The sequence below is a fragment of the Corynebacterium kalidii genome (assembly GCF_022869005.1).
Taxonomy (GTDB): domain Bacteria; phylum Actinomycetota; class Actinomycetes; order Mycobacteriales; family Mycobacteriaceae; genus Corynebacterium; species Corynebacterium kalidii.
On the sequence record NZ_JALIEA010000006.1, the window covers coordinates 125194 to 145049 of the forward strand.

A 19856-nucleotide genomic window follows, 5' to 3' on the forward strand; every position below is an offset into this window, starting at 1 on the left:
CCTGTACGGCTGATGTTCTGGCCCGAGCTGCCTGACCGCTTCCCGGCCGCCGGTGGCCGCGAGATGCGGCTGGTCTCCGCGCGGGACGCCGGTGCTGTGGATGCTGTCGAGGCTGTCGAGGCGGCGCTGCCCCGGGACGCCCGGGACGAGACCTTCCACTTCTTCACGTCCTCCCCGTTCCCGCTGGCGGAGTTCGTCGCCGACGACACCCGCCGCACCTATGCGCTGTGGGACGGTGACGTCCCCGTGGCCTGTACCACCGTCTACAACACCGACCGGGACGCCGGTACCGTGATGCTCGGCTACACGTGGGTGGTGCCCGCGGCCAGGGGACATGGCGGGGCGGCGAACACAGAGCTGAAAGAGGCGATGTACACGGCCCTGCAGGCTGCGGGCGTCCGGGAGGTGTGGTTCCGTGCGGACGTGGAGAACCGCCGCTCCTGCCGGTCGATGGAGAAGAACGGGGCACAACGCATGCACATCGAGGACGCGCCCCGGGTGTACCCCGACCGGGTGTCGCGGTCGGTGTTCTACCGGAGGCGGTTGACCGGGGAATGAACGACGACCTGCACGACCGCGTCCGCGAGGTCCTGGAACTCATCGGTGACGGCGAGGTCACCGGCTACGGGGAGGTCGCCGGGGCCGTCGGACTGCCGCGGGGTGCCCGGGCCGTGGCTCGGGCCCTGGCCGCCGGCGGGTTCGGGTGGGACCTGGCGGCGCCGGTGATCCCGGTGGGCACGGTGCGTGGTGGCCGCACCCGGGGCCGCACGCCCCACTTCCTCGTCCCGGACATGGGGGTGGGGGAGGATTCGCGGTCGGCGGCACTGGAGCGTCGGGCGGTGTCGTTCACCAGGGACGGTGACACCCTGCTGATCCCCACGAGCCAGTGCCTCGATGCCGTGGAGATCGCCGAGCGGCTGGAGGCGTCCCGGCATCCCCGGGGATGAGACCGGGGATGAGACCGGGAAGAAGTCTGGGCCCGGGTCGTTTCCGGTGCCTGGTACGTGCCCGGCGCCAGACTTCTCTGGCCTTCTCTGGCTCCGGTGTCGCCGCCAGCCAGGTCAGCCCGCCGCCACCCCGGCCACCCCGGTCAGCGAGCAACCCCGCAGGACGGTCGCACCATCCTCCGGGGTTGCTGCGTGCGCCCCTACCTGCTCACGCCCACGGGTCGACGAGGATCTTCCCAGCCCCAGCCCCCACCCCGGAGCCCAGCAGCCCCGGCAGCCCGTCCAACCCGGTCCGTGCCGCCACCGGGGTATGCAGCAGGCCACGGCGCTGCAGCCCGAAGACCGGGGTGAACAGCTCCGGCAGGTCCCGGCGTGGCAGCGTGTGCACGGTGTCGCGCAGCCGGAACATCTCGACCCGGGTGCCGCGGCACCGGTCGAAACACTGGTGTGGCAGCGGCTCGCCGGACAGCAGGCCGTAGAGCACCAGGGTGCCGCCGGGGGCCAGTGCGTCGACGAGGTCGTTCCCGAGCGGGCCACCGATGCAGTCGAGGATCACGTCCGGCCCGTCCGGCACCGCGGCGCGCAGCCGGGCCGGCCAGTCGGGGTCGGCGGTGCTGATCACGCGGCTCCAGCGGTCCGGGTCGGCGACCGTGTGCCCGGGTGTCCCGCGGACCAGGCCGACCGGCCGCAGTCCGTGCAGTTCGGTCAGCAGCTCCGCCAGATGTCCGGCGATGGCGGACGTCGCGGCGGTGACCAGCACGGACCGCGCGTCACGGCAGTACCGGGACAGCATCAGCGAGGCGGTCAGCGGGTTGATGTACGAGAAGCAGGCGGTGCGGTCGTCGAGGTCCGCCGGTACCGGCACACACCAGGAGTACTCGACGGTGCGCCGCTGTTGCCAGCATCCGGGACTGCCCAGGGGGAGGACGCGGCGTCCGACGAGGTCACGGACGCCCGCCGGGACGTCGGGGCCGGCGTCTTCGACGACACCGACGCCCTCGAAACCGGGGACCAGGGGAAAAGACGTGCGCGACGGGTAGGCGCCGGAGACCGTGACCGCGTCCGACGGGTTGGCGGTGGTGGCGGTCATCCGGATCGTCAGTTCCGTGGGGCCGGGCGGGCCGGGGTCGGGGACGGTCCGGACGGTGACGACCTCGGCGAGGGGGCCGGGGCGGTCGGCGACTGCTGCTCTCATGGGCGGGCAGTGTACCCGGCCACGTGACGGGGATCGCCCGTCCGGGGGTAGTTCACCACCCCAACGGAGATAACGTGATACGCGTCACCATAGAATAGGTGGGCATGACCCTCGGCTTCCTCTTCTTCCGACCCCACGCAGGTGACACCTACCGTGCCGACGAGGATCTGCGTGCCGAGGCGCACTGTATCCACGAGGGACTCGGCGACGACATGAGTGCGACCACGGACCCGGAGGCCTACCGTCTGGGGCCGGGGAACCCGCACCCGGGCCGTCCTGCGCCGCGCGGGGTCGCGACCCTGGCGGAGTGGGTGAACGACCACTGCGACGTCGGCGGGGGAGAGCGGACGGAGGCCGGGGGGCCGTTCGGTCTCGTGGAGTTCCCCGTGGCGGTGGTCAACGACTCGCTGCACGTCGCGTTGCCGTTGTCCGAGGCGGAGCAGACCGGGCGGCTCCTGCAGGACAAGGCCTGTGAACTGGGGCTGTGTATGGTCGACGACATGGAGCAGATCTGGGTGAACTCCACGGGGGTGGACCGCGGCCTGCGGATGCGCTCCTCGGTGGGTACGGTGTCGACGCACGTGGACGCCGACAGCGTGCGTACCGCCCTGCAGGACGACGCCGACCGGCGGCGACGGTCCGATGACGGCATCCCCTACCTGGTCGTCGAGACTGGCCTGCCCGGGCGGCCGTCGCCCTTGGCGGACACGCCTCTGGGCCATGTCCGCTTCGTGCAGGCGGCGTTGCTGGGCAACGGCTGGGTCGTGGAGTACCGGACGGCGCGGTCACATTTCCGGCGTCATGCCGGTGACCTCGCCACGGTGGTGGAGGACCTCGCGGCGTTCACCGACGGGGACGCGTGCTTCCTGGCCCGTGAGTGGGTCGACGCGACGGCGGAGACGGTGCAGCGGTGAGGGTCGTCGCCGACGTCGACACCGGGATCGACGACGCCCTCGCCCTGGTCTGGTTGGCGGCCCGGCACCGCGCCGGGGAGATCGACCTGCACGTGACGACCTCGGCGGGGAACACCACCGCGGCGTTGGCCGCGCGGAACTCCGCGGAGGTGCTGGATGTCTGCGGGGCGTCGGACGTGCCGGTCGTCGCGGGTGCGGCGGTGCCGCGGGTGCTGCCGCTGACGACCACCCCGGAGACCCACGGTCCCGAGGGGCTGGGGTACTGGGTTCCTGCCGTGCGGGAGATGGACCCAGTGAGCACGGCGGCCCCGGCGAGTACGGCGGCCGACGCGGTGGCGGCGTGGGAGGCGGCGTCTCCTGACCACCTGCTCGTCGCGGGGCCGGCGACGAACCTGGCGTACGCCGTCGAGCACCGTCCCGGGATCCTGCGGCGGGCCCGGGTGACGCTGATGTGCGGTGCGTTCCTCTACCCGGGCAACACCACCCCGACGGCGGAGTGGAACGCCTGGGTCGACCCCCATGCGCTGGCGTTCGCGGTGGACAACTGGCCGGAGGGGGCCGAGCCGCCGGTGATCTGTCCGTTGAACGTCACCGAGCAGGTGGTGCTGACCCCGGAGCGGCTCGACGGGTGGACACGCGGCGACACGTCGCGACGGGCCCGGATGCTGCGCGACGCCCTGCGGTTCTACTTCGAGTTCCACGAGTCCGTGGGCGTGGGCCACGTCGCCCAGATCCACGACCTGGCTGCGGCGATGGTGATGCTGGGCGCGGTGGACGCCACCGTGCGGGACGCGACGGTCGCCGTCGCCACCGACCCGGAACTGGTGCGCGGGACGACCGTCGCCGACTGGACGGGGGAGGGCGGTACCGGACCCTACTGGGGCCGTCCGGCGAATGCGCGGGTGCTCACGGGGCTGGACCCCGGGGAGGTCTTCGGCAGGTTCGCCGTGGCGCTCGGCGCGCCGGGCGCGCACGGTTGATGAAAACCCTGCGTGGTGCGGGCGCGACGCGATAGTTTGGTCGTCAACGGAAAAGATGTGACCGGGGCCACCGAGTGTCCCCGGCCGCACCGAGAGATCAGGAGAGCCACAGTGCCAGTCGAGAGTCCGTACCCCCGTATCGACATCCCCGCGGTCAGCGTCTACGACCAGGTGTTCGGCACCCTCGCTCCGGAGGACGAGGCCCGCACGGCGATCACCGACGCGGCCACGGGCGTCACCGTCACCTACGGGGAACTGCGTCGGCAGGTGGACCTGTTCGCCGGGGCACTGGCCGCGCGCGGGATCGGTGTGGGCGACGTCGTCGCACTGCACTGCCCGAACACCCACGCCTTCGCCGTCGCCTTCCACGGGATCATGCGCGCCGGGGCGTCCGTGACCACCGTCGGCTCGTTGAACACCGCGGAGGACGTCGCCAAGCAGATCACCCTGTCCGGGGCGTCCCTGCTGTTCACCGTGGGTCTGCTGGGGACCAACGGGGTCACCGGTGCCCGGGACGCCGGGCTTCCCGACGACGCGGTCATCGACCTCACCGACGGTGAGCGGGGACTGGCGGCGATGCTGCAGCAGGGGCACCCCGCACCTGAGGTCTCCTTCGACCCGGCGACCCACGTCGCCGTCCTGCCGTTCTCCTCCGGGACCACCGGCGTGCCGAAGGGCGTGAAGCTCAGCCACACGAACCTGGTGGCCAACATCCTCCAGACGTTGCCGCAGGTCGTGGCGAACGGGCAGGGCCGGGACTCCACCGTGATGGCGGTGCTGCCGTTCTTCCACATCTACGGGATGAACACGGTGCTGAACACCACCCTGGCCAACCGGGCGCACCTGGTGACCATGCCGTCGTTCGACCTGAAGAGGTTCCTCGAGCTGCACCAGGCCCATGGGATCGACTTCACCTTCGTCGCTCCGCCGATCGCGGTGGTGTTGGCGAAGCACCCGCTGGTCGACGACTACGACCTGGACAAGCTGTCCACCCTGCTGTCCGGGGCCGCGGCCTTGGACCACGCGCTCGCCGCCGCGGTGCAGGAGCGGCTCGGGGTGACCGTGGTCCAGGGGTACGGGATGACGGAGACCTCCCCGGTGACGCACACCGGTATCCGGGGGACGACGCCGCTGGACTCCATCGGCCTGCCGGTCGCGAACACCGAGTGCAAGGTGGTGGACCTCACCGACGACGCCCTCGGCGAGATCCTGCCGCCGGGCAACGAGCAGGAACGCTCGGGGGCCGGCGAGATGTGGGTCCGTGGCCCCCAGGTGATGCTCGGGTACCTCGACAACGAGGAGGCCACCGCGAACACCCTGCTGGAGGGCGGGTGGCTGCGCACCGGCGACGTGGCGGAGTACGACCACGAGGGCAACCTGTATGTCGTGGACCGGGCTAAGGAACTGATCAAGTACAAGGGCTACCAGGTCGCCCCGGCCGAACTCGAGGCGTTGCTGATGACCCACGACGATGTCGCCGACGCTGCCGTCGTCGGGTTCATCCGTGAGGAGGACGGCGAGGAACTGCCCCGCGCGTTCGTCGTGGCGCAGGTCCGTGACGGGCACCCGGTGGAGATCGACACCGGGGCCCTGATGGAGTGGGTCGCCGAGCAGGTCGCACCGTACAAGAAGGTGCGCATGGTCGAGATCGTCGCGGAGATCCCGAAGTCCGGCACCGGCAAGATCCTGCGCAAGAATCTTCGCGGCGTGCCGGTGGGCGGCGCCAGCTAGGGCATGTCTCTTGGTGCTGTTGCAAAGTCGTGATGGGGAGGTCAGTCTCAGCCGGTATGAGCATCTTCTCCGGTCGCCACTACCCGAAAGACGTGATCCTGTGGGCGGTGCGATGGTACTGCCGCTACGGGGTGTCCGACCGAGACCTTGAGGAGATGCTCACCGAACGCGGGGCAGCGGTGGATCATACTACGATCTATCGGTGGGTGCAGAAGTATGGTCCCGAACTGGATAAACGGACCCGCTGGTACCGCCAAACCTCGCCCTGGTTCGCGGATTCATGGAGGGTGGATGAAACCTACATCCGGGTCGGCGGAAAATGGTGTTATCTCTACCGGGCGGTGACCAAGGACGGTCGGACCCTGGACTTCTACATGTCCACCCGCTGTAACACGCAGACAGCAACGAAGTTTCTGGGAGAAGCGCTGCGCGGTGCTGGTCGCCGCGGCCCTGATAGTGGTTCCCGGGTGATCTGCACCGACAGAGCACCCACTTACACAGCGGCGATCGCAGCGCTGATTGACAAGGAGAAGCGGTCGACGAGAGTGGAGCATCGGCAGGTGAAGTACCTCAACAACGTGATCGAGGGGGATCACGGCCGGCTCAAACGGATCCTGGGGCCCAAAGGCGGCGGGTTCAAGACCCCAGTGTCGGCGTACCGGGGGGGGGGGGCTACAAGGAATGGAGGCGATGCACGCGCTGTGTAATGGCCAAGGCAGAATGTTCGCCTTCGGGTGTGCGAACCCGGGTGCGGTGATCGTGGCCAAGGCCTTCGCAGACGCCTGAGAGATCAGGGCTACGGGGGGAGGTGGGCCACCTCCTCGTTCGGTGTCCGGGCACCGCCAGCTCCACTTTGCAACAGCCCCCAGCAGATCCAGGCGTTGTTTCTGCCGGTCGGTGAGATAATCAGTCCTGGTCAGCCGGGCCCCGCGGTGCCTGTACAGCGGGTCATCCTTGCGTCCACGCCGCCCGGTGGTTTCCCTCTGCAGTCGCTGCCGACACCCCGTCAACTTGTCGGCGGCCAGGTGCACGACATGGAACTTAGTCCATGACCTTCCTCGCCGCTGGGAGGGCATGGTCCACGGCCGTGGCGTAGCCGGTGAACCCATCCATGCTCACCAACTGAACCGACTCGCGGAATGCTTCGCTGCGTTGCTGCAGCCAGGTACGCAGAACCTCAGCACCGCGCCCGGGTCGCATGTCGATCAACCGTGCCGGCCCGTTCCCATCGATCAGCGGTGTGAGATCCACACGGAGCTGAACGGTACTATCACCGCGTTTGCTTCCCAATCCGATAGCCCGGCATTGTTCGATGAGCTGGCTGCCTGGCGAGCTGCCAAAGCAACGGAGTAGTTGTCGAGGTCGTTGAGTTGATCACCAGTATTAGATAATTCCGGGTGGCTATTGCATCGGAAGTGCCAAGCGATATCCGCGCTTGTACACGGTCTGGATTAGGTCAGGGGACTCGAGGGCACCACGAACTCGAGCCACGGTGACTTCGACGGCACGCTCGGTTGTCTGCTCCTCGGCCCACCCGTCGGCTCGACCACCAACTACCCCGGACGACAGTTCTTCGGCAATCTCTGTCCGTGACAACACATGGCCGGGGCGGGCTGCGAGGATACGCAGCACATCAGAGCTCGCGCGCCCGAGCGGGAAGAACTTTCCGTCCAGCAGGGCTCCACCCGTGCGCACGTGCAGCGGTCCGAACGCCGTCGCCGTTGCTGTATCGGGACCGGCCATCCTGTGGACGGTCTCGCGCACTAGTGCGCCCAAGCGGTACCGCTCCGGGACTGCAGGCTCAATACCACGGGACACGAGCGGGCTGGCGGTGATCGGGCCCACGGCCCCGAACAACGTGCGTTTGTCGGCCATCTGCAGGATCGCCGGTAGGGTCCCCAGCCGCTCAGCGATGCGCAGCCACGCCCGGGCACCTGGGGCAGACGTGAACAGGACTGCGTCCACGTTCCCCGCCGCGACCATGCCCGTTGTGCGGCCGACCAGGTCAGGATCAGGCGGCGCACCCCAGCGGTACACGGTTAGCCCGTGCACTTCTGCACCTGCGACGATCAGCGTGCGCTCCATGTGTTCGTCGCCCTCGCCGTGGTGCTGGATCACCACTCTCCGGCCGCGTACGCCCTCGGCCAGGAGATAATCGGTGATTTCTGATGACGTCTCGGTTTCCGCCACCCAGTCGATGTCGAGACCAGCCTGTTGCACCGCGCCGCGGGCCTTGGGACCGCGGACCAGGATCTGCGTATGTCGCAGCGACTCGATCAGCTGTTCCTGGATGCCGTCCTGTTCCGCGGCGTCCATCCATCCGCGGAAACCCACGCCGGTGGTTACTACGACGATGTCCGGCGGGTTGCCCAACAGCTGGTGTGTCTCATCCAGAAGCTCGGCGTCGTCGAAGTGTGAGGTGATGGTCAGCGGTGGGGCGATTGTCGTGGTCGCGCCGTGACGGTGCAGGGCAGAGGCGAATTCGCCAGAGCGGCGGTCCACCGGCAGCAGGATGGAGCAGCCTTCGAGCACTTCAGAAATCTGACGTGCTGTGGTCATGCTGACACTCCCTTGGCAAGGGGGCCCAGGTAGCCCTGGACAATTGTGTCGTCTGTGTCGTCCTGACCGGTCAACAGGCCCGGGCGTGCAGCCTCGCCGACCACGATCACCGCCGGATTCTTCACTGACTGCGATGTGGCGAGCTCAGTGACATAGCCGAGAGTCGTATTTAGGCACCGTTGTCCGGGGCGGTGTGCGTTCTCCACTATGGTGACCGGACGTTTGGAGGGAACCCCGGCGTCCAGTGACGCGGCGACGAAGTCCGGAAGTGTCGAGGTACCCATCAGGACGACGACTGTTGTCCCGTCGTCGTGGAGGGCGGCGAGAGTGGAAGGGCGGGGATGTCGGTGACCGTTCACGACATGAACGCTATCCGCCGTACCCCGGTGTGTCACAGGAATGCCCGCAACCTGCGGGGCGGCAACTACACTGCTCACCCCGGGGATCACTTCCACGGGGACACCGGCGGCATTGCAGGCTTGTGCCTCTTCGCCGCCACGTCCTAACACGAACGGGTCGCCGCCTTTCAGACGGGCGACACGGAGCCCGCGACGGGCACGTCCGACGAGGATGTCGTTGATCCGTTGCTGGGAGACGGGGTGGTTCCCGGGCGATTTGCCGACGTCGATGACCTCGACGTGCCTACCGAGATCCCCGAGTACGTCTGTCGGTCCCAACCTGTCGTGGACGATGACATCGGCCTGTGTCAGCGCCCGGTAGCCGCGCAGCGTCATCAGGTCACCGGGACCCGGCCCGCCGCCGATGAGGGTCACCGACCCAGTGTGCTGTTCGTCCGAGCATTCCTGCCGGTTGCGAATCTTACGGTCCGGGAGCAGGCCTCGTTCGAAGAGCTTCTGCACTGCCGATCGGACGCTGGCACTGCGTCGCGGGTCCGGGGAACCGGTGGACAACGTACCGACGACCAGATCGTCGTGACGGGCTTCAGCGGACAGACGTGCGGTCCCGCGCAGGGCATCGGCGGCGTCGATGCACCAGATCCGGCGTGAACGGCAGGCGGTGTCCACCGCCGTGTCAACGTCGGAGACACCAGTGGCGGTGTGGACCAGCCAGGCGTCGTCGACGTCCGTATCCCGGAACGGGCGAGGCACCCAGCTCATCCGTTCCCGGTCTGTGACGTGGAGTAGCTCGGCGGCAGCACCGGTCAGACGCGGGGCAATGATGCGCAGGACCGCACCTTCGGTGAGAAACCTCTCTGCACTCCGCGCGGTCACGTCACCGCCGCCGACCAGGACGATGAGTTTGTCGCGGACGTCGAGTCCGCCCATCACGAAAGTCACGGGAGTTCCTCCAGGTTGCAGTGCGGATCGTCATGATCGTCATGATCGTCGACTTCGTCACTGCCGAGGGTAGGAACAGGGTGTTTCTCCGGCTGATCCCCGGAGCTACGGGTGTGGGTCAGAGTTCTTTCAGCGTGCGGCGCGAGTGTGTGAGAAGTCCGGTCACGGAGGCTCCAGCCCCGGTACGTACTCAGTCGGCGAGGAGGACCCGTGCCGTACCATCCACGTCCCGGATCTCCACCCGGTAGGTGGTCAGAATGTGGGAGTCGTCCTCCAGCGACCGACCGTCCGTGAGACGGAAGCGTTGTTTGAGAAGAGGAGAGGCGATGGTCGGTTCACCGTCATAATCCCCCACGATGCCACGGCTGATGACTGCAGCACCCATGTACGGGTCGATGTTCGACACGGCGTACACTGCAGCGTCGCAACGGAACAGAGCGATCTGGGTGCCGTCGTCCAGGAGCACGGCGGAGCCGAGATTCTCCTCGAGGTCGTCGACCAGGCAGACGGGGACGAAGTCGTCAGTGGGGTTGGTGGTTGTCGCAGGCATAGTAGTGATTCTCTCCCGGGTGTCAGGGGATGTCAGGGGGTGTCAGACAGCCGTACGCAGTTCCGGCAGCGGAAGCGGCACCTTACGGCCGTCCTGCTTCTGAAACTGCACGGTCGGGTCGGGGGATTCGGGGGCGTTGACGAAGGAGACGAAGCGACGTAGCTTCTCTGGGTCGTCCAGCACGGCTTTCCATTCATCCGTGTAGTCGTCGACGTGGTGGGCGATGAAGTCCTCCAGGTCGGCGCCGATGCCCAGGGAATCCTCGCAGACGACCTCACGAATGTGCTGCAGTCCTCCCTCGGTTCCCTCCTGCCATGCCGCGGTGCGCTGGAGGCGGTCCGCGGTGCGGACGTAGAAACCGATGTAGCGGTCGATGTACCGTATGAGTGTCTCTTCGTCGAGGTCCCCGGCGAGCAGCTCGGCGTGACGCGGGGTGGCCCCGCCGTTGCCGCCGACGTACAAGTTCCATCCGTGCTCGGTGGCGATGACACCGACGTCCTTGCTGCGGGCCTCGGCGCACTCCCGGGCACAGCCGGAGACACCCATCTTTAACTTGTGGGGGCTGCGCAGACCCCGGTAGCGAAGTTCCAGGTCGACGGCCATCTTCACCGAATCCTGCTGTCCATAGCGACACCAGTCTGTGCCCACACAGCTCTTCACCGCACGTAATGCCTTACCGTAGGCTTGACCGGACTCCATGCCGGCATTGACGAGCCGCTGCCAGATCGCCGGCAGCTGGTCGACCCGGGCACCGAACATATCGATGCGCTGGGCACCGGTGACCTTGGTGTACAAGTCGAAGTCCCGGGCGATCTCGCCGACAATGATCAGCTGCTCGGCGGTGACCTGACCACCCGGCATCCGGGGTACCACCGAGTAGGAGCCGTTGCGTTGGATGTTAGCCAGAAAGCGGTCGTTGGAGTCCTGCAGGGCCGCGTGCCCGTCGTCGAGAACGTGGTGGCCGGTGTCCAGGGTCGCGAAGATCGACGCCATCGTCGGCTTGCAGATCTCGCAGCCCCGACCGGAACCGAAGCGGGCGATGAATTTCGGGAAATCACGGATCCCGGAGACTGCGGCGCACTCGAACAGTTCTGCCCGCGACTGGGTGAAATGTTCGCACAGGGCCGTGGACTGCTCCACGCCCTCAGCATCCAGCAGCTGTTTGAGCAGGCCGACACAGGAACCGCAGCTCGTCCCCGCCCGGGTACAGGTCTTTAGGTCCGGCACAGAGCAGGCACCGTCACCGACGGCGTCGCGGATGTCGCGTTTGGAGACGGCGTTGCAGGAGCAGATCTGCGCGTCGTCGGGAAGCGCACCTACGCCGACCGCGGCACCGCCATCGGCACCGGCGGGCGCCAGGAAGGACATCGGGTTCTCCAGCTCGGAGCCGACCATCGGACGCAGCATCGCATAGGACGTGCAGTCACCGACGAGGATGCCGCCGAGCAGTTTCTTCCCGTCCTTGTCCATGACGATTTTCCCGTAGGAGCCGCTGAACGGGTTATTGACCGTCAACGGTCGGGCTCCGTCGGTCGCGCCATGGGCATCGCCGAAGCTGGCGACGTCCACACCCATGAGCTTCAGCTTGGTGGACATGTCCGGGTCTTCGAAGGACGTCGGCTCGCGTCCGGTGAGTCGGTCGGCGACGATCCCGGCGGTCGTGTAACCGGGGGCGACAAGTCCGTAGCAGACACCGTCGACCGCAGCGCACTCGCCGACGGCGCTGATGTCCGGGTCGCTGGTGCGACACAGGCGGTCGACGAGGATACCTCCACGCGGCGCCGTTTCCAGAGGCTCCGGCACGGAGGTGCCGGCGATGCTGTCGTGGGGACGCACTCCGGTGGAGAAGATGACGATGTCGACGGACAGGTCGGACGAGGTGCTTTCCGTTCCGTGGCCGTCGCCGTCGTCGGGGGAGAGTTCCATGGTCAGACGACCGGTGGTGCCGTTGTCCGTGATCCGGGTGGTCACTGTGCCGAGATGGACGGTCACACCCAGTTCACGGACCTTGTCGGCGAGCAGGACGCCACCGTCGGCGTCGACCTGGATCGGCATCAGCCGGGGGGAGCGCTCGATGATGTGGGGCTCGGCGCCGAGCAGTTTCAGCGCGTTCGCCGCCTCGAGACCGAGCAGGCCACCACCGATGACGGCACCACGGGGCGCACGTCCGTCCGCCCGTGCTTTTTCGACGTGCTGACGGATACGGTCGAGGTCGTCCACGGTCCGGTAGACCATGCACCCGTCGAGTTCATTTCCGGGGACAGGTGGCACGAAAGCGTAGGAACCGGTCGCGAGGACGAGGTGGTTGTAGTCCACGGACGTCCCGTCCTCGCAGGAGACGGTGTGGTTGTCCCGGTCGATACCGGTGGCACGGGTATGGAGCACACAGACGGACTCGGGCAGGCCAGTCAGTTCCAGGAGCGCACGGTCCCAGGTAGAGACGTAGCTCGACAGGGCGACCCTGTCGTAGGCGTGACCGTCCTCGCCGGAGATGACGGTGACGTCTGCCGCGGGGTCACGCTCAAGAATGTCGGTGACTGTCCGGTGTCCGACCATTCCGAACCCGACGATCACGATACGACCGGTGCTGGTTGTGTTGTCGGTGCTCCCGGGGGACGCGGAGCTGTGCTGTGTGTTCATGCATGTCACGGTAGGTGTCATTTCTTTGCGGAGACACTGTTGAGAGCACTGTTTTACGCCCGGTTCACGGTGCGGGGGGATGTGTGGGAAACCTGACACGTGCGGGAAACACCGGCCGGTGCACGTTTCAGTACACGTCCCGCACGTAGCGGCGTCGGGCGGTGAGTGCCGCGATGAAATCCGTGGCGGCCTCCGGTGTCATACCGCCGTACTCGCCGACGATCTGGCGGAGGGCCTCGTCCACATCGGGGGCCATCCGCGTCGCATCCCCGCAGACGTAGAGGTGGGTGCCGCGGGTGATCCAGGACCAGAGTTCCCCGGCATTGCGTCGCATCAGGTCCTGGACGTAGACCTTCTCGGCCTGGTCCCGCGAGAACGCGGTGTCCAGGCGGGTGAGGACGCCGAGGTCACGCATCTCGGTGAGCTCCTCACGGTACAGGAAGTCGGTGGCTTCGTGGCGCTCGCCGAAGAACAGCCAGGAGTCGCCGGTGGCGCCGGTGTGTCTGCGGTCCTGGAGGAAACCCCGAAACGGCGCGACCCCGGTCCCCGCTCCGATCATGATGACCGGTGTTGACGGTTCCTGTGGCGGGCTGAACCTTCTGTTCGGGGAGATGAAGATCCGCATCCTGGCGCCGGGGGAGGCGTCGGCGAGGAAGCCGGAGCACACGCCACGCCGCCGTCGTCCGTCGAAGGTGAAGGCCACCGTGGACACGGTGATCTCCACGCGTCGGGGATCGGTGTGCGGTGACGAGGAGATCGAGTACATCCGTGGAGTCAGGCGCGGGAGGGTGGCGATCCATTCCGCGGCGTCGATGCTGACGGGATGGGTGACCAGGAGGTCACTGAGGTGCCGTCCCCAGGTGAACTCCGCCAACCTGTCGAGGTCGTCTGCAATGCCGGCGAATCCGACTTCCCCGTGGTGGCGGTGGAGGAGGCGGAGGACACCAGGGGTGATCGTCGTGATGTCGACCCGGGAGCTGAGTGCCTCAGCCAGAGTGAGGCTCTCCCCGTCGAGGGTCACGGTGGTGTCGGGGGCAAGCCCGGTGAGCGACAGCCATTCGTCGACGACTTCAGGACGGTTCTGCGGCCAGACCCCGAGGGCATCACCGACGGTGTAATCGAGCGTATCCTCCGGGAGCTCGAAAGTCACCCGTCTGACGTCCTTCGAGGACCCGGGCTCGGTCAGTCTGGTGGTCTCCAGGAGGACAGCGTCCAGCGGGTTACCGCGGGAGTAACGTCGTTGACCACCCCCGGTACCGGCAAGTGCTGCGATAACGGACTCCAGCCACTGTGTCGCGGTAGCCTCGAAGTCCGGTTCGCACGAGGACAACCCGACCAACCGGGTCGCCCCCAGTTCGGCGAGGCGCCTGTCAAGCTTGCGGGCGAAACCACAGAAATCCGCGTAGGAGGAGTCGCCGAATCCGAGCACGGCATAGGACAGCGGTGGAAGGGGCGAGTCGCGCCTCGACAGCGTGGCCCAGAAGTCTTCACCGTTGTCGGGGGCGTCCCCATCGCCGGTCGATGAGACGACGAAGAGCACCGTCCCCGTCAGGTCATCGGTGTCCAGGTCCTCTGCGCAAACGCTCCGGGCCGGCCGACCCGCAGCGCCCAGCGCCGCGGTCACTGAGGGTACGTAGTCTTCGACGGTCCCGGTCTGCGAGGCCCACGCGACGGTGACGACGGGACCTTCCCCGGCAGCTTCCGGTGCAGCGACTTTCGTTGCCGCGGGCGATTGTAGCGGGGTCCGTGAATAGAGCCCGGCCAGTGCCCCGTCGATCCAGGTCTTCGCCGGCCCGGGCAACGGAGCCCGTGGAGGAACCGTGGGAAGCTGACCATCCGGCGGGTTCACACGAAGCGCGTGCAGCAGCCCGTCAAGGTAGAGACGGCCGCTGTCGTCGAGCCCGCTGAGCGCCTCCCTGGCCGCTCCGGTGCGGAACACCTCGTCGACGAGGTCAATTCGCCCCGACTGCTCCGGCTGCGGGACCTTCTCCGCAGCCACCGCGCAGGCCTTGAACTCTGGCTGCAGCGACTCTGGATCCACGGCGTCGCTGGTGACGGCATTGACCGCCGCGTCCGGAAAATGCATGGGGATGAAACATGTCCCCGGTGTGATGTCGTCAGACAGCCGTGCCGGGACGCGGACCGTCCCCCGGCGGGACGAGACCTCCACTAGGTCACCGTCGGTGATACCGCGCTCACCGGCGTCTGCGGGGTGGATCTGTACGAAGCTTTCCGGATTGAGTTTCATAAGTTTCGGCACCCGGGAGGTCTTCGTCATGGTGTGCCACTGGTGCGGCAGACGTCCCGTCGTCAGGATGAGAGGGAAGTCCTCGTCGGGGACTTCGGCGGGCGGGAGGTACGGTCGTGCGAGGAACCGGGCCCGGCGGCTCGGGGTGGGAAATGCCAGACGGGGAGTGCGACCGTCTGCATCGGTGTAGAGGTGCTGGCTGATGCCGTCGTTGATGTAGCGCACAGGATGACGCCGAGTAGCTGTGTCTTCGCTGTCTTCGCTGCCCTCAGGCGCAGGCCATTGCACAGGACCGGTACGCAGAAGTCCGTAGTCGACCCCACGCAGGTCCCACCCCGTCTGTGGATTGTGGAACCTTCGGATCTCGTCGAAGATCTCTGACGGCTCCCCGAAATCGAACCCGTCGAAGCCCATGTGACGTGCGACCCGACAGATTAGCTCCCAGTCCGGGAGCGCTTCACCCGGAGCGTCCAACAGAGGCGTGGTGAGGGTGAGGTTCCGCTCCGAATTGACCATCACCCCCTCGGATTCCGTCCACAGTGCCGCCGGCAGGACGACATCGGCGAACTCGGCGGTGGCGGTACCGGTGAACGCGTCCTGAACGACAACGACATCGGCCTTCTCCAGTGCGTCGGTAACCCGTGATCTGTTGGCCATGGAGGAAACTGGGTTCGTGCAGATGATCCACACCGCCCGGATCCTGCCCTTCTCCAGTTCGTCGAACATGTCAACGGTGCCGCTACCAAGGTTGTCGTGCAGCGTTCCTGCCGAAATTCCCCAGATCTCCTCCACCTCGGACCGGTGGGCGGGGGAGAGGACCGTCCGCTGTCCGGGCAGACCGGGACCCATGTACCCCATCTCGCGTCCGCCCATGGCGTTCGGTTGTCCCGTCAGGGAGAAAGGCCCAGCTCCGGGACGGCAGATCGCCCCGGTCGCCAGATGGAGATTGCACAGGGCCGTGGTGTGCCAGGTCCCGTGCACCGACTGGTTCAGCCCCATCGTCCACAGACTCATGAAGTTCTGGGTCGAACCGATCCATTCCGCAGCCTGCCGAAGATCACCTTCTGCGACCCCGGTTATCTCCGCAACCCTCTCCGCCGGGTACCCGGTGAGGTGGTCGGGGAGGTCCTCCCATCCTTCGGTGAACTCCTCGATGAACCCTCTGTCGATGTGTCCTGCGTCGACTATCAGCTTCAGCAAGCCGTTGAGTAATGCCATGTCGGTGCCGGGACGAACGGGGAGGTAAAGGTCGGCCTTCTTCGCCGTGGCTGTGCACCGCGGATCGACCACGATCAGCTTCGCGCCCGTTTTGACCCGGTCCATCATCCGCAGAAACAGGATCGGGTGGCAGTCAGCCATGTTCGAGCCGATGACGAGGAAGACGTCGGCGTGGTCGAGGTCGTCGTAACTCCCGGGCGGGCCGTCCGCACCGAGCGACTGTTTGTAGCCGGTGGCAGCGCTGGCCATGCACAACCGGGAGTTTGATTCGATGAGGTTCGTCCGGAAGTAACCTTTTGCCAGTTTGTTCGCCACGTACTGCGACTCGAGCGACATCTGGCCAGAGACGTAGAAGGCCACCGCGTCGTCGCCGTGGACGTCACGCACCGCGGTGAACCGGCGGGCGACCTCGGTGAGAGCGGCGTCGACGGAACCAGGTCGGCCGTCGATCATGGCCGTGGTCTGCCGTCCGCCGGCGTTGAGGAGATCGGCGGTGGTGCTTCCCTTGGTGCACAACCGTCCCCGGTTGGCGGGATGGTTCTTCGTGCCCGTGGAACTGAGTACGGTGTCGTCATTGGAGTCCGTACCCGCAGTCAACGTCAGCCCGCAGCCGACGCCGCAGTAGCCGCACACTGTCTCTACTGTCCCAGCCGAAGTAGTAACCATGGCGACGACGCTAAACGGTCCGTATTTCACTGCGATCTGTGCGCAATTACGCCGACGGCAACAATTTCTCACGAAGGTGGGAACCCTGACGAGAGGGATGCGCACGCAGAGCCGTCGCTGTCGGAGAGCAGTACGACACATCCGTATGATTCCGACGACAACACTCGGAAATGGTGTTCTAGCTGCAGTTAAGTTATTATTTCCGCGCTTTCCGGACGACGGTGCGGCAGATATAAGTGGAGGGATCCCACGAACCGTACCCCCAAGGTCGACTGGAGAACGTCCCGTGACAACCACCCCCGGTGCCGAACGAACACTGCAACGAACAAGACAGACCGCCGACTCGACGACAGGCAGACCCGACGACCGGCTCGTCGTCGAGAGGGGAGGATGGATTACCAACTGGCAGCCGGAGAACCCCACCTTCTGGAACGGGCCCGGACGTCCGACGGCGCGTCAGAATCTCCTGTGGTCGGTGTTCTGTGAGTTCCTCGGCTTTGCTGTATGGCAGATGTGGTCGGTGATGGTCATTTTCTTGCCGCAGACCGGTTTCGACCTGTCGTCATCTCAGCAGTTCTGGCTCGTGTCGCTTCCCCCGCTGGTCGGCGCGGCGGTACGGATCCCCTACAGTTTCACCGTCGCGGTATTCGGCGGGCGTAATTGGACGGTGATTTCCGCACTGCTCCTTCTCATTCCGACGGTGGCGACCACGGTCATTCTGATGGCGGGAAATCCACCGGTGTGGATTCTGTACGTGATCGCCGCGACGGCGGGACTCGGTGGCGGCAACTTCGCCAGCTCGATGTCCAACATCACCTTCTTCTTTCCGAAGGCCGAGAAAGGGCAGGCCCTCGGTATCAACGCCGCCGGCGGCAACCTCGGTGTCGCTGTCGCGCAACTGGTGATCCCCGTCGCCGTCACACTGTTCGCGTTCGGTGCCTTCACACCGAATCTGCCGATGGCCGGCCTGATCTGGATCCCGTTCATCCTGCTTGCAGCCTGGGGAGCCCGGAAGTACATGCACAACCTGTCCAACGCGAGCAACGACATAAAGGGCTCCCTGTCCGCGCTGAAGGAGAAGCACCTGTGGATCATCGCGTTCCTCTACGTCGGGGCGTTCGGCTCATTCATGGGCTTCGGCTCGGTTTTTCCGACCCTGATCAACACGCAGTTCCCGGCCTTCTCCTCCTTCTCCGTTCTCGGCGCAGCACTGGGGCTCGCGTTCCTCGGTCCACTGGTCGGTTCACTCGCGCGGCCGTACGGGGGGCGGCTGGCGGACCGTGTCGGCGGTGCACGCGTGAGTACCGCGGTGTTCTTATGCATGGCTGTCGTCACCGCAATCATGGTGCTGATGCTGGACACGGTCACATTCGGCGGCTACCTGGCGCTGTTCCTGGTCCTGTTCACGCTCACCGGGCTGGCCAATGGTTCGGTCTACCGCATGATCCCCACGGTCTTCGAGCTGTCCGTCCCCGCAGACGATTCGGTCGGTCACGAGCGTAAGAGCGCAGCGGCGATGGGCTACATCGGTGCAGTCGGTGGCTTCGGTGGCTTCGCGATCCCACAGGTCCTGAATCTCTCAGAGTCCTCCACGGGTTCCTTCACCACGGCCTTCTGGGTCTTCGCGGGGACGTACCTGCTGATGGCCGTTGTCACGTGGGTGGTGTACCGCCGGCCGGGAACTACTTTTACAAGGGAGAACGTGTAGGTGATATGAGTTGACGACGTAGACCTTCAGTGACCGCGCGCGAGTATGCGAGATCCGGGATCTTCAAAATCGCTCTGAACACTTCCGTGAGGAATAGGTATCTCAGGAGAGTGCTGTCGCATGATGCACCGCCGACCTCACCTTGCAACAGTACCGCACCACGTCCTTCTCAGGAATTGGCGGCATCTACGCGCTACGTGCTGTGCGATCCCGTCGACTGTTATTCGGTGAGTGCTCGACTGTGGGTTGCCTGCTGCTGAGCAGTTGAGCGACCCGTTGGTGACTAACCCCCAGCACGGCGCCGATAGGGTCTGCTGCACGTTTAGGTGACAGTTGTTAGTCACGCCGCGAGGGCGACGTCCTTGGTCATGATGGCCTCGAATTCGATCGGGGTCAAACGTCCCAGACGGGCCTGCCGTCGTCGGTGGTGATAGGTCCTCTCGATCCAGGTCACGATCGCGATCCTCAGTTGCTCACGCGTGATCCAGGAACGCCGATCAAGGACGTTCTTCTGCAGGAGAGAGAAGAACGATTCCATCGCGGCATTGTCGCCGCTCGAACCCACCCTGCCCATAGAACCGACCATGCCGTGGCTGGCCAGAGCACGCAGGAACTTCCGGCTTCGAAATTGAGATCCTCTGTCCGAATGGACCACGCAACCGACGACGTCACCGCGCATCTGGACCGCATTCTCAAGTGCTTGGACAGCCAGGCGGGACTTCATCCTGGAGTCGATGGAGTACCCGACGATGCGCCGGCTGAAGGCGTCTTTGATCGCACAGCAGTAGAGCTTGCCTTCCGCGGTTCCGTGTTCCGTGATGTCCACGAGCCAGAGTTCATTCGCCCGCGTCGCAGTGAACACATGCCGGGTACGACCATGCTCATCGACCACGGCGCAGAGATCGTCATGGGCGGGCGGACCAGGCTTCTTCCCGTTCTTGGCCCGTTTCTTCCCGAACACGGACCACCAGCCATTGCTCGATGTGATCCGCCACGCGGTCCGGTCGGCCATCGGCTCACCCACATCGCGTGCTTCGTCGGCGAGGAGGCGGTGCCCGAACTCAGGGTTATCCTTGTGGGCGTCGAACAGCGCGTTCGCGCGATACGCCTCGACCACCTCGTTCGGGGTGACGGGGTCAGCCAGCCACCGGTAGTAGGGCTGGCGGGAGAGCTTGAGCACCCGACACGTCACCGTCACAGGG

The 19856-nt window shown here is 66.1% G+C and carries 13 protein-coding genes and 2 pseudogenes; 7 read left to right on the top strand and 8 right to left on the bottom strand.

Translation table 11 applies throughout. The annotated features are described in order from the left end of the window. Positions 1 to 12: 12 nt before the first annotated feature. Complete coding sequence (locus tag MUN33_RS01060) at positions 13 to 558, top strand: GNAT family N-acetyltransferase (RefSeq protein WP_244803055.1); 546 nt, start codon at positions 13 to 15, stop codon at positions 556 to 558. After that, a complete protein-coding gene (locus MUN33_RS01065) occupies positions 555 to 947 on the top strand; it encodes an MGMT family protein (protein WP_244803056.1) in 393 nt (130 codons plus the stop codon). The genes MUN33_RS01060 and MUN33_RS01065 overlap by 4 nt, the downstream gene beginning before the upstream one ends. 208 nt (positions 948 to 1155) lie before the next feature. On the opposite strand, the gene MUN33_RS01070 is transcribed toward MUN33_RS01065, so the two are convergent. After that, the gene (locus tag MUN33_RS01070) at positions 1156 to 2142 is read right to left on the bottom strand and encodes a zinc-dependent alcohol dehydrogenase family protein (RefSeq protein ID WP_244803058.1); all 987 of its coding nucleotides are present in this window, start codon (positions 2140 to 2142) and stop codon (positions 1156 to 1158) included. 104 nt (positions 2143 to 2246) lie between these two features. On the opposite strand from MUN33_RS01070, the gene MUN33_RS01075 reads away from it, so the two are divergent. From MUN33_RS01075 to MUN33_RS01090, 4 genes and pseudogenes are all read left to right on the top strand, one after another. After that, positions 2247 to 3056 (top strand): hypothetical protein, encoded by an 810-nt coding sequence (locus MUN33_RS01075; RefSeq protein ID WP_244803059.1) that lies wholly within the window; start codon positions 2247 to 2249, stop codon positions 3054 to 3056. Further along, complete coding sequence (locus MUN33_RS01080) at positions 3053 to 4036, top strand: nucleoside hydrolase (RefSeq protein ID WP_244803060.1); 984 nt, start codon at positions 3053 to 3055, stop codon at positions 4034 to 4036. The genes MUN33_RS01075 and MUN33_RS01080 overlap by 4 nt, the downstream gene beginning before the upstream one ends. A gap of 111 nt (positions 4037 to 4147) precedes the next feature. After that, the gene (locus MUN33_RS01085; protein WP_244803061.1) at positions 4148 to 5767 is read left to right on the top strand and encodes an AMP-binding protein; all 1620 of its coding nucleotides are present in this window, start codon (positions 4148 to 4150) and stop codon (positions 5765 to 5767) included. 56 nt (positions 5768 to 5823) lie between these two features. Next, a pseudogene (locus MUN33_RS01090) lies at positions 5824 to 6553 on the top strand (IS6 family transposase). Between the two features lie 80 nt (positions 6554 to 6633). Here MUN33_RS01090 and MUN33_RS14275 read toward each other — a convergent pair. The 6 genes and pseudogenes from MUN33_RS14275 to MUN33_RS01120 form a co-directional block, all read right to left on the bottom strand. Further along, positions 6634 to 7036, bottom strand: a pseudogene (locus MUN33_RS14275) (ISL3 family transposase); the annotation flags it as partial. A gap of 132 nt (positions 7037 to 7168) precedes the next feature. Continuing rightward, on the bottom strand, positions 7169 to 8326 hold the full coding sequence (locus MUN33_RS01100) for a uroporphyrinogen-III synthase (protein ID WP_244803062.1): 1158 nt from the start codon (positions 8324 to 8326) through the stop codon (positions 7169 to 7171). Next, positions 8323 to 9624, bottom strand: coding sequence for a uroporphyrinogen-III C-methyltransferase (gene cobA / locus MUN33_RS01105; protein WP_244803063.1), 1302 nt, complete (start codon positions 9622 to 9624; stop codon positions 8323 to 8325). The genes MUN33_RS01100 and cobA overlap by 4 nt, the downstream gene beginning before the upstream one ends. 190 nt (positions 9625 to 9814) lie before the next feature. Beyond that, positions 9815 to 10174, bottom strand: a complete 360-nt coding sequence (gene nirD / locus MUN33_RS01110) for a nitrite reductase small subunit NirD (protein ID WP_244803064.1) — start codon at positions 10172 to 10174, stop codon at positions 9815 to 9817. A gap of 42 nt (positions 10175 to 10216) precedes the next feature. Next, complete coding sequence (gene nirB, locus MUN33_RS01115; RefSeq protein ID WP_244803065.1) at positions 10217 to 12814, bottom strand: nitrite reductase large subunit NirB; 2598 nt, start codon at positions 12812 to 12814, stop codon at positions 10217 to 10219. 127 nt (positions 12815 to 12941) lie between these two features. Next, positions 12942 to 16946, bottom strand: coding sequence for a bifunctional nitrate reductase/sulfite reductase flavoprotein subunit alpha (locus tag MUN33_RS01120; RefSeq protein ID WP_244803066.1), 4005 nt, complete (start codon positions 16944 to 16946; stop codon positions 12942 to 12944). 286 nt (positions 16947 to 17232) lie between these two features. On the opposite strand from MUN33_RS01120, the gene MUN33_RS01125 reads away from it, so the two are divergent. After that, positions 17233 to 18654 carry an MFS transporter gene (locus MUN33_RS01125; protein ID WP_244803067.1) on the top strand — a complete coding sequence of 474 codons (1422 nt, stop codon included), beginning with the start codon at positions 17233 to 17235 and terminating at the stop codon, positions 18652 to 18654. Positions 18655 to 18994: 340 nt separating this feature from the next. Here MUN33_RS01125 and MUN33_RS01130 read toward each other — a convergent pair. Further along, a partial coding sequence (locus tag MUN33_RS01130; RefSeq protein ID WP_244803068.1) for an IS3 family transposase occupies positions 18995 to 19856 on the bottom strand: 862 nt, incomplete at its 5' end.

Excerpts from the sequence above, each read along its gene's own strand:
- MUN33_RS01060 (WP_244803055.1), top strand. The coding sequence starts at position 13 with ATGTTCTGGCCCGAGCTGCCTGACCGCTTCCCGGCCGCCGGTGGCCGC.
- MUN33_RS01065 (WP_244803056.1), top strand. The coding sequence starts at position 555 with ATGAACGACGACCTGCACGACCGCGTCCGCGAGGTCCTGGAACTCATC.
- MUN33_RS01070 (WP_244803058.1), bottom strand. The coding sequence starts at position 2,142 with ATGAGAGCAGCAGTCGCCGACCGCCCCGGCCCCCTCGCCGAGGTCGTC.
- MUN33_RS01075 (WP_244803059.1), top strand. The coding sequence starts at position 2,247 with ATGACCCTCGGCTTCCTCTTCTTCCGACCCCACGCAGGTGACACCTAC.
- MUN33_RS01100 (WP_244803062.1), bottom strand. The coding sequence starts at position 8,326 with ATGACCACAGCACGTCAGATTTCTGAAGTGCTCGAAGGCTGCTCCATC.
- nirD (WP_244803064.1), bottom strand. The coding sequence starts at position 10,174 with ATGCCTGCGACAACCACCAACCCCACTGACGACTTCGTCCCCGTCTGC.
- nirB (WP_244803065.1), bottom strand. The coding sequence starts at position 12,814 with ATGAACACACAGCACAGCTCCGCGTCCCCCGGGAGCACCGACAACACA.
- MUN33_RS01120 (WP_244803066.1), bottom strand. The coding sequence starts at position 16,946 with ATGGTTACTACTTCGGCTGGGACAGTAGAGACAGTGTGCGGCTACTGC.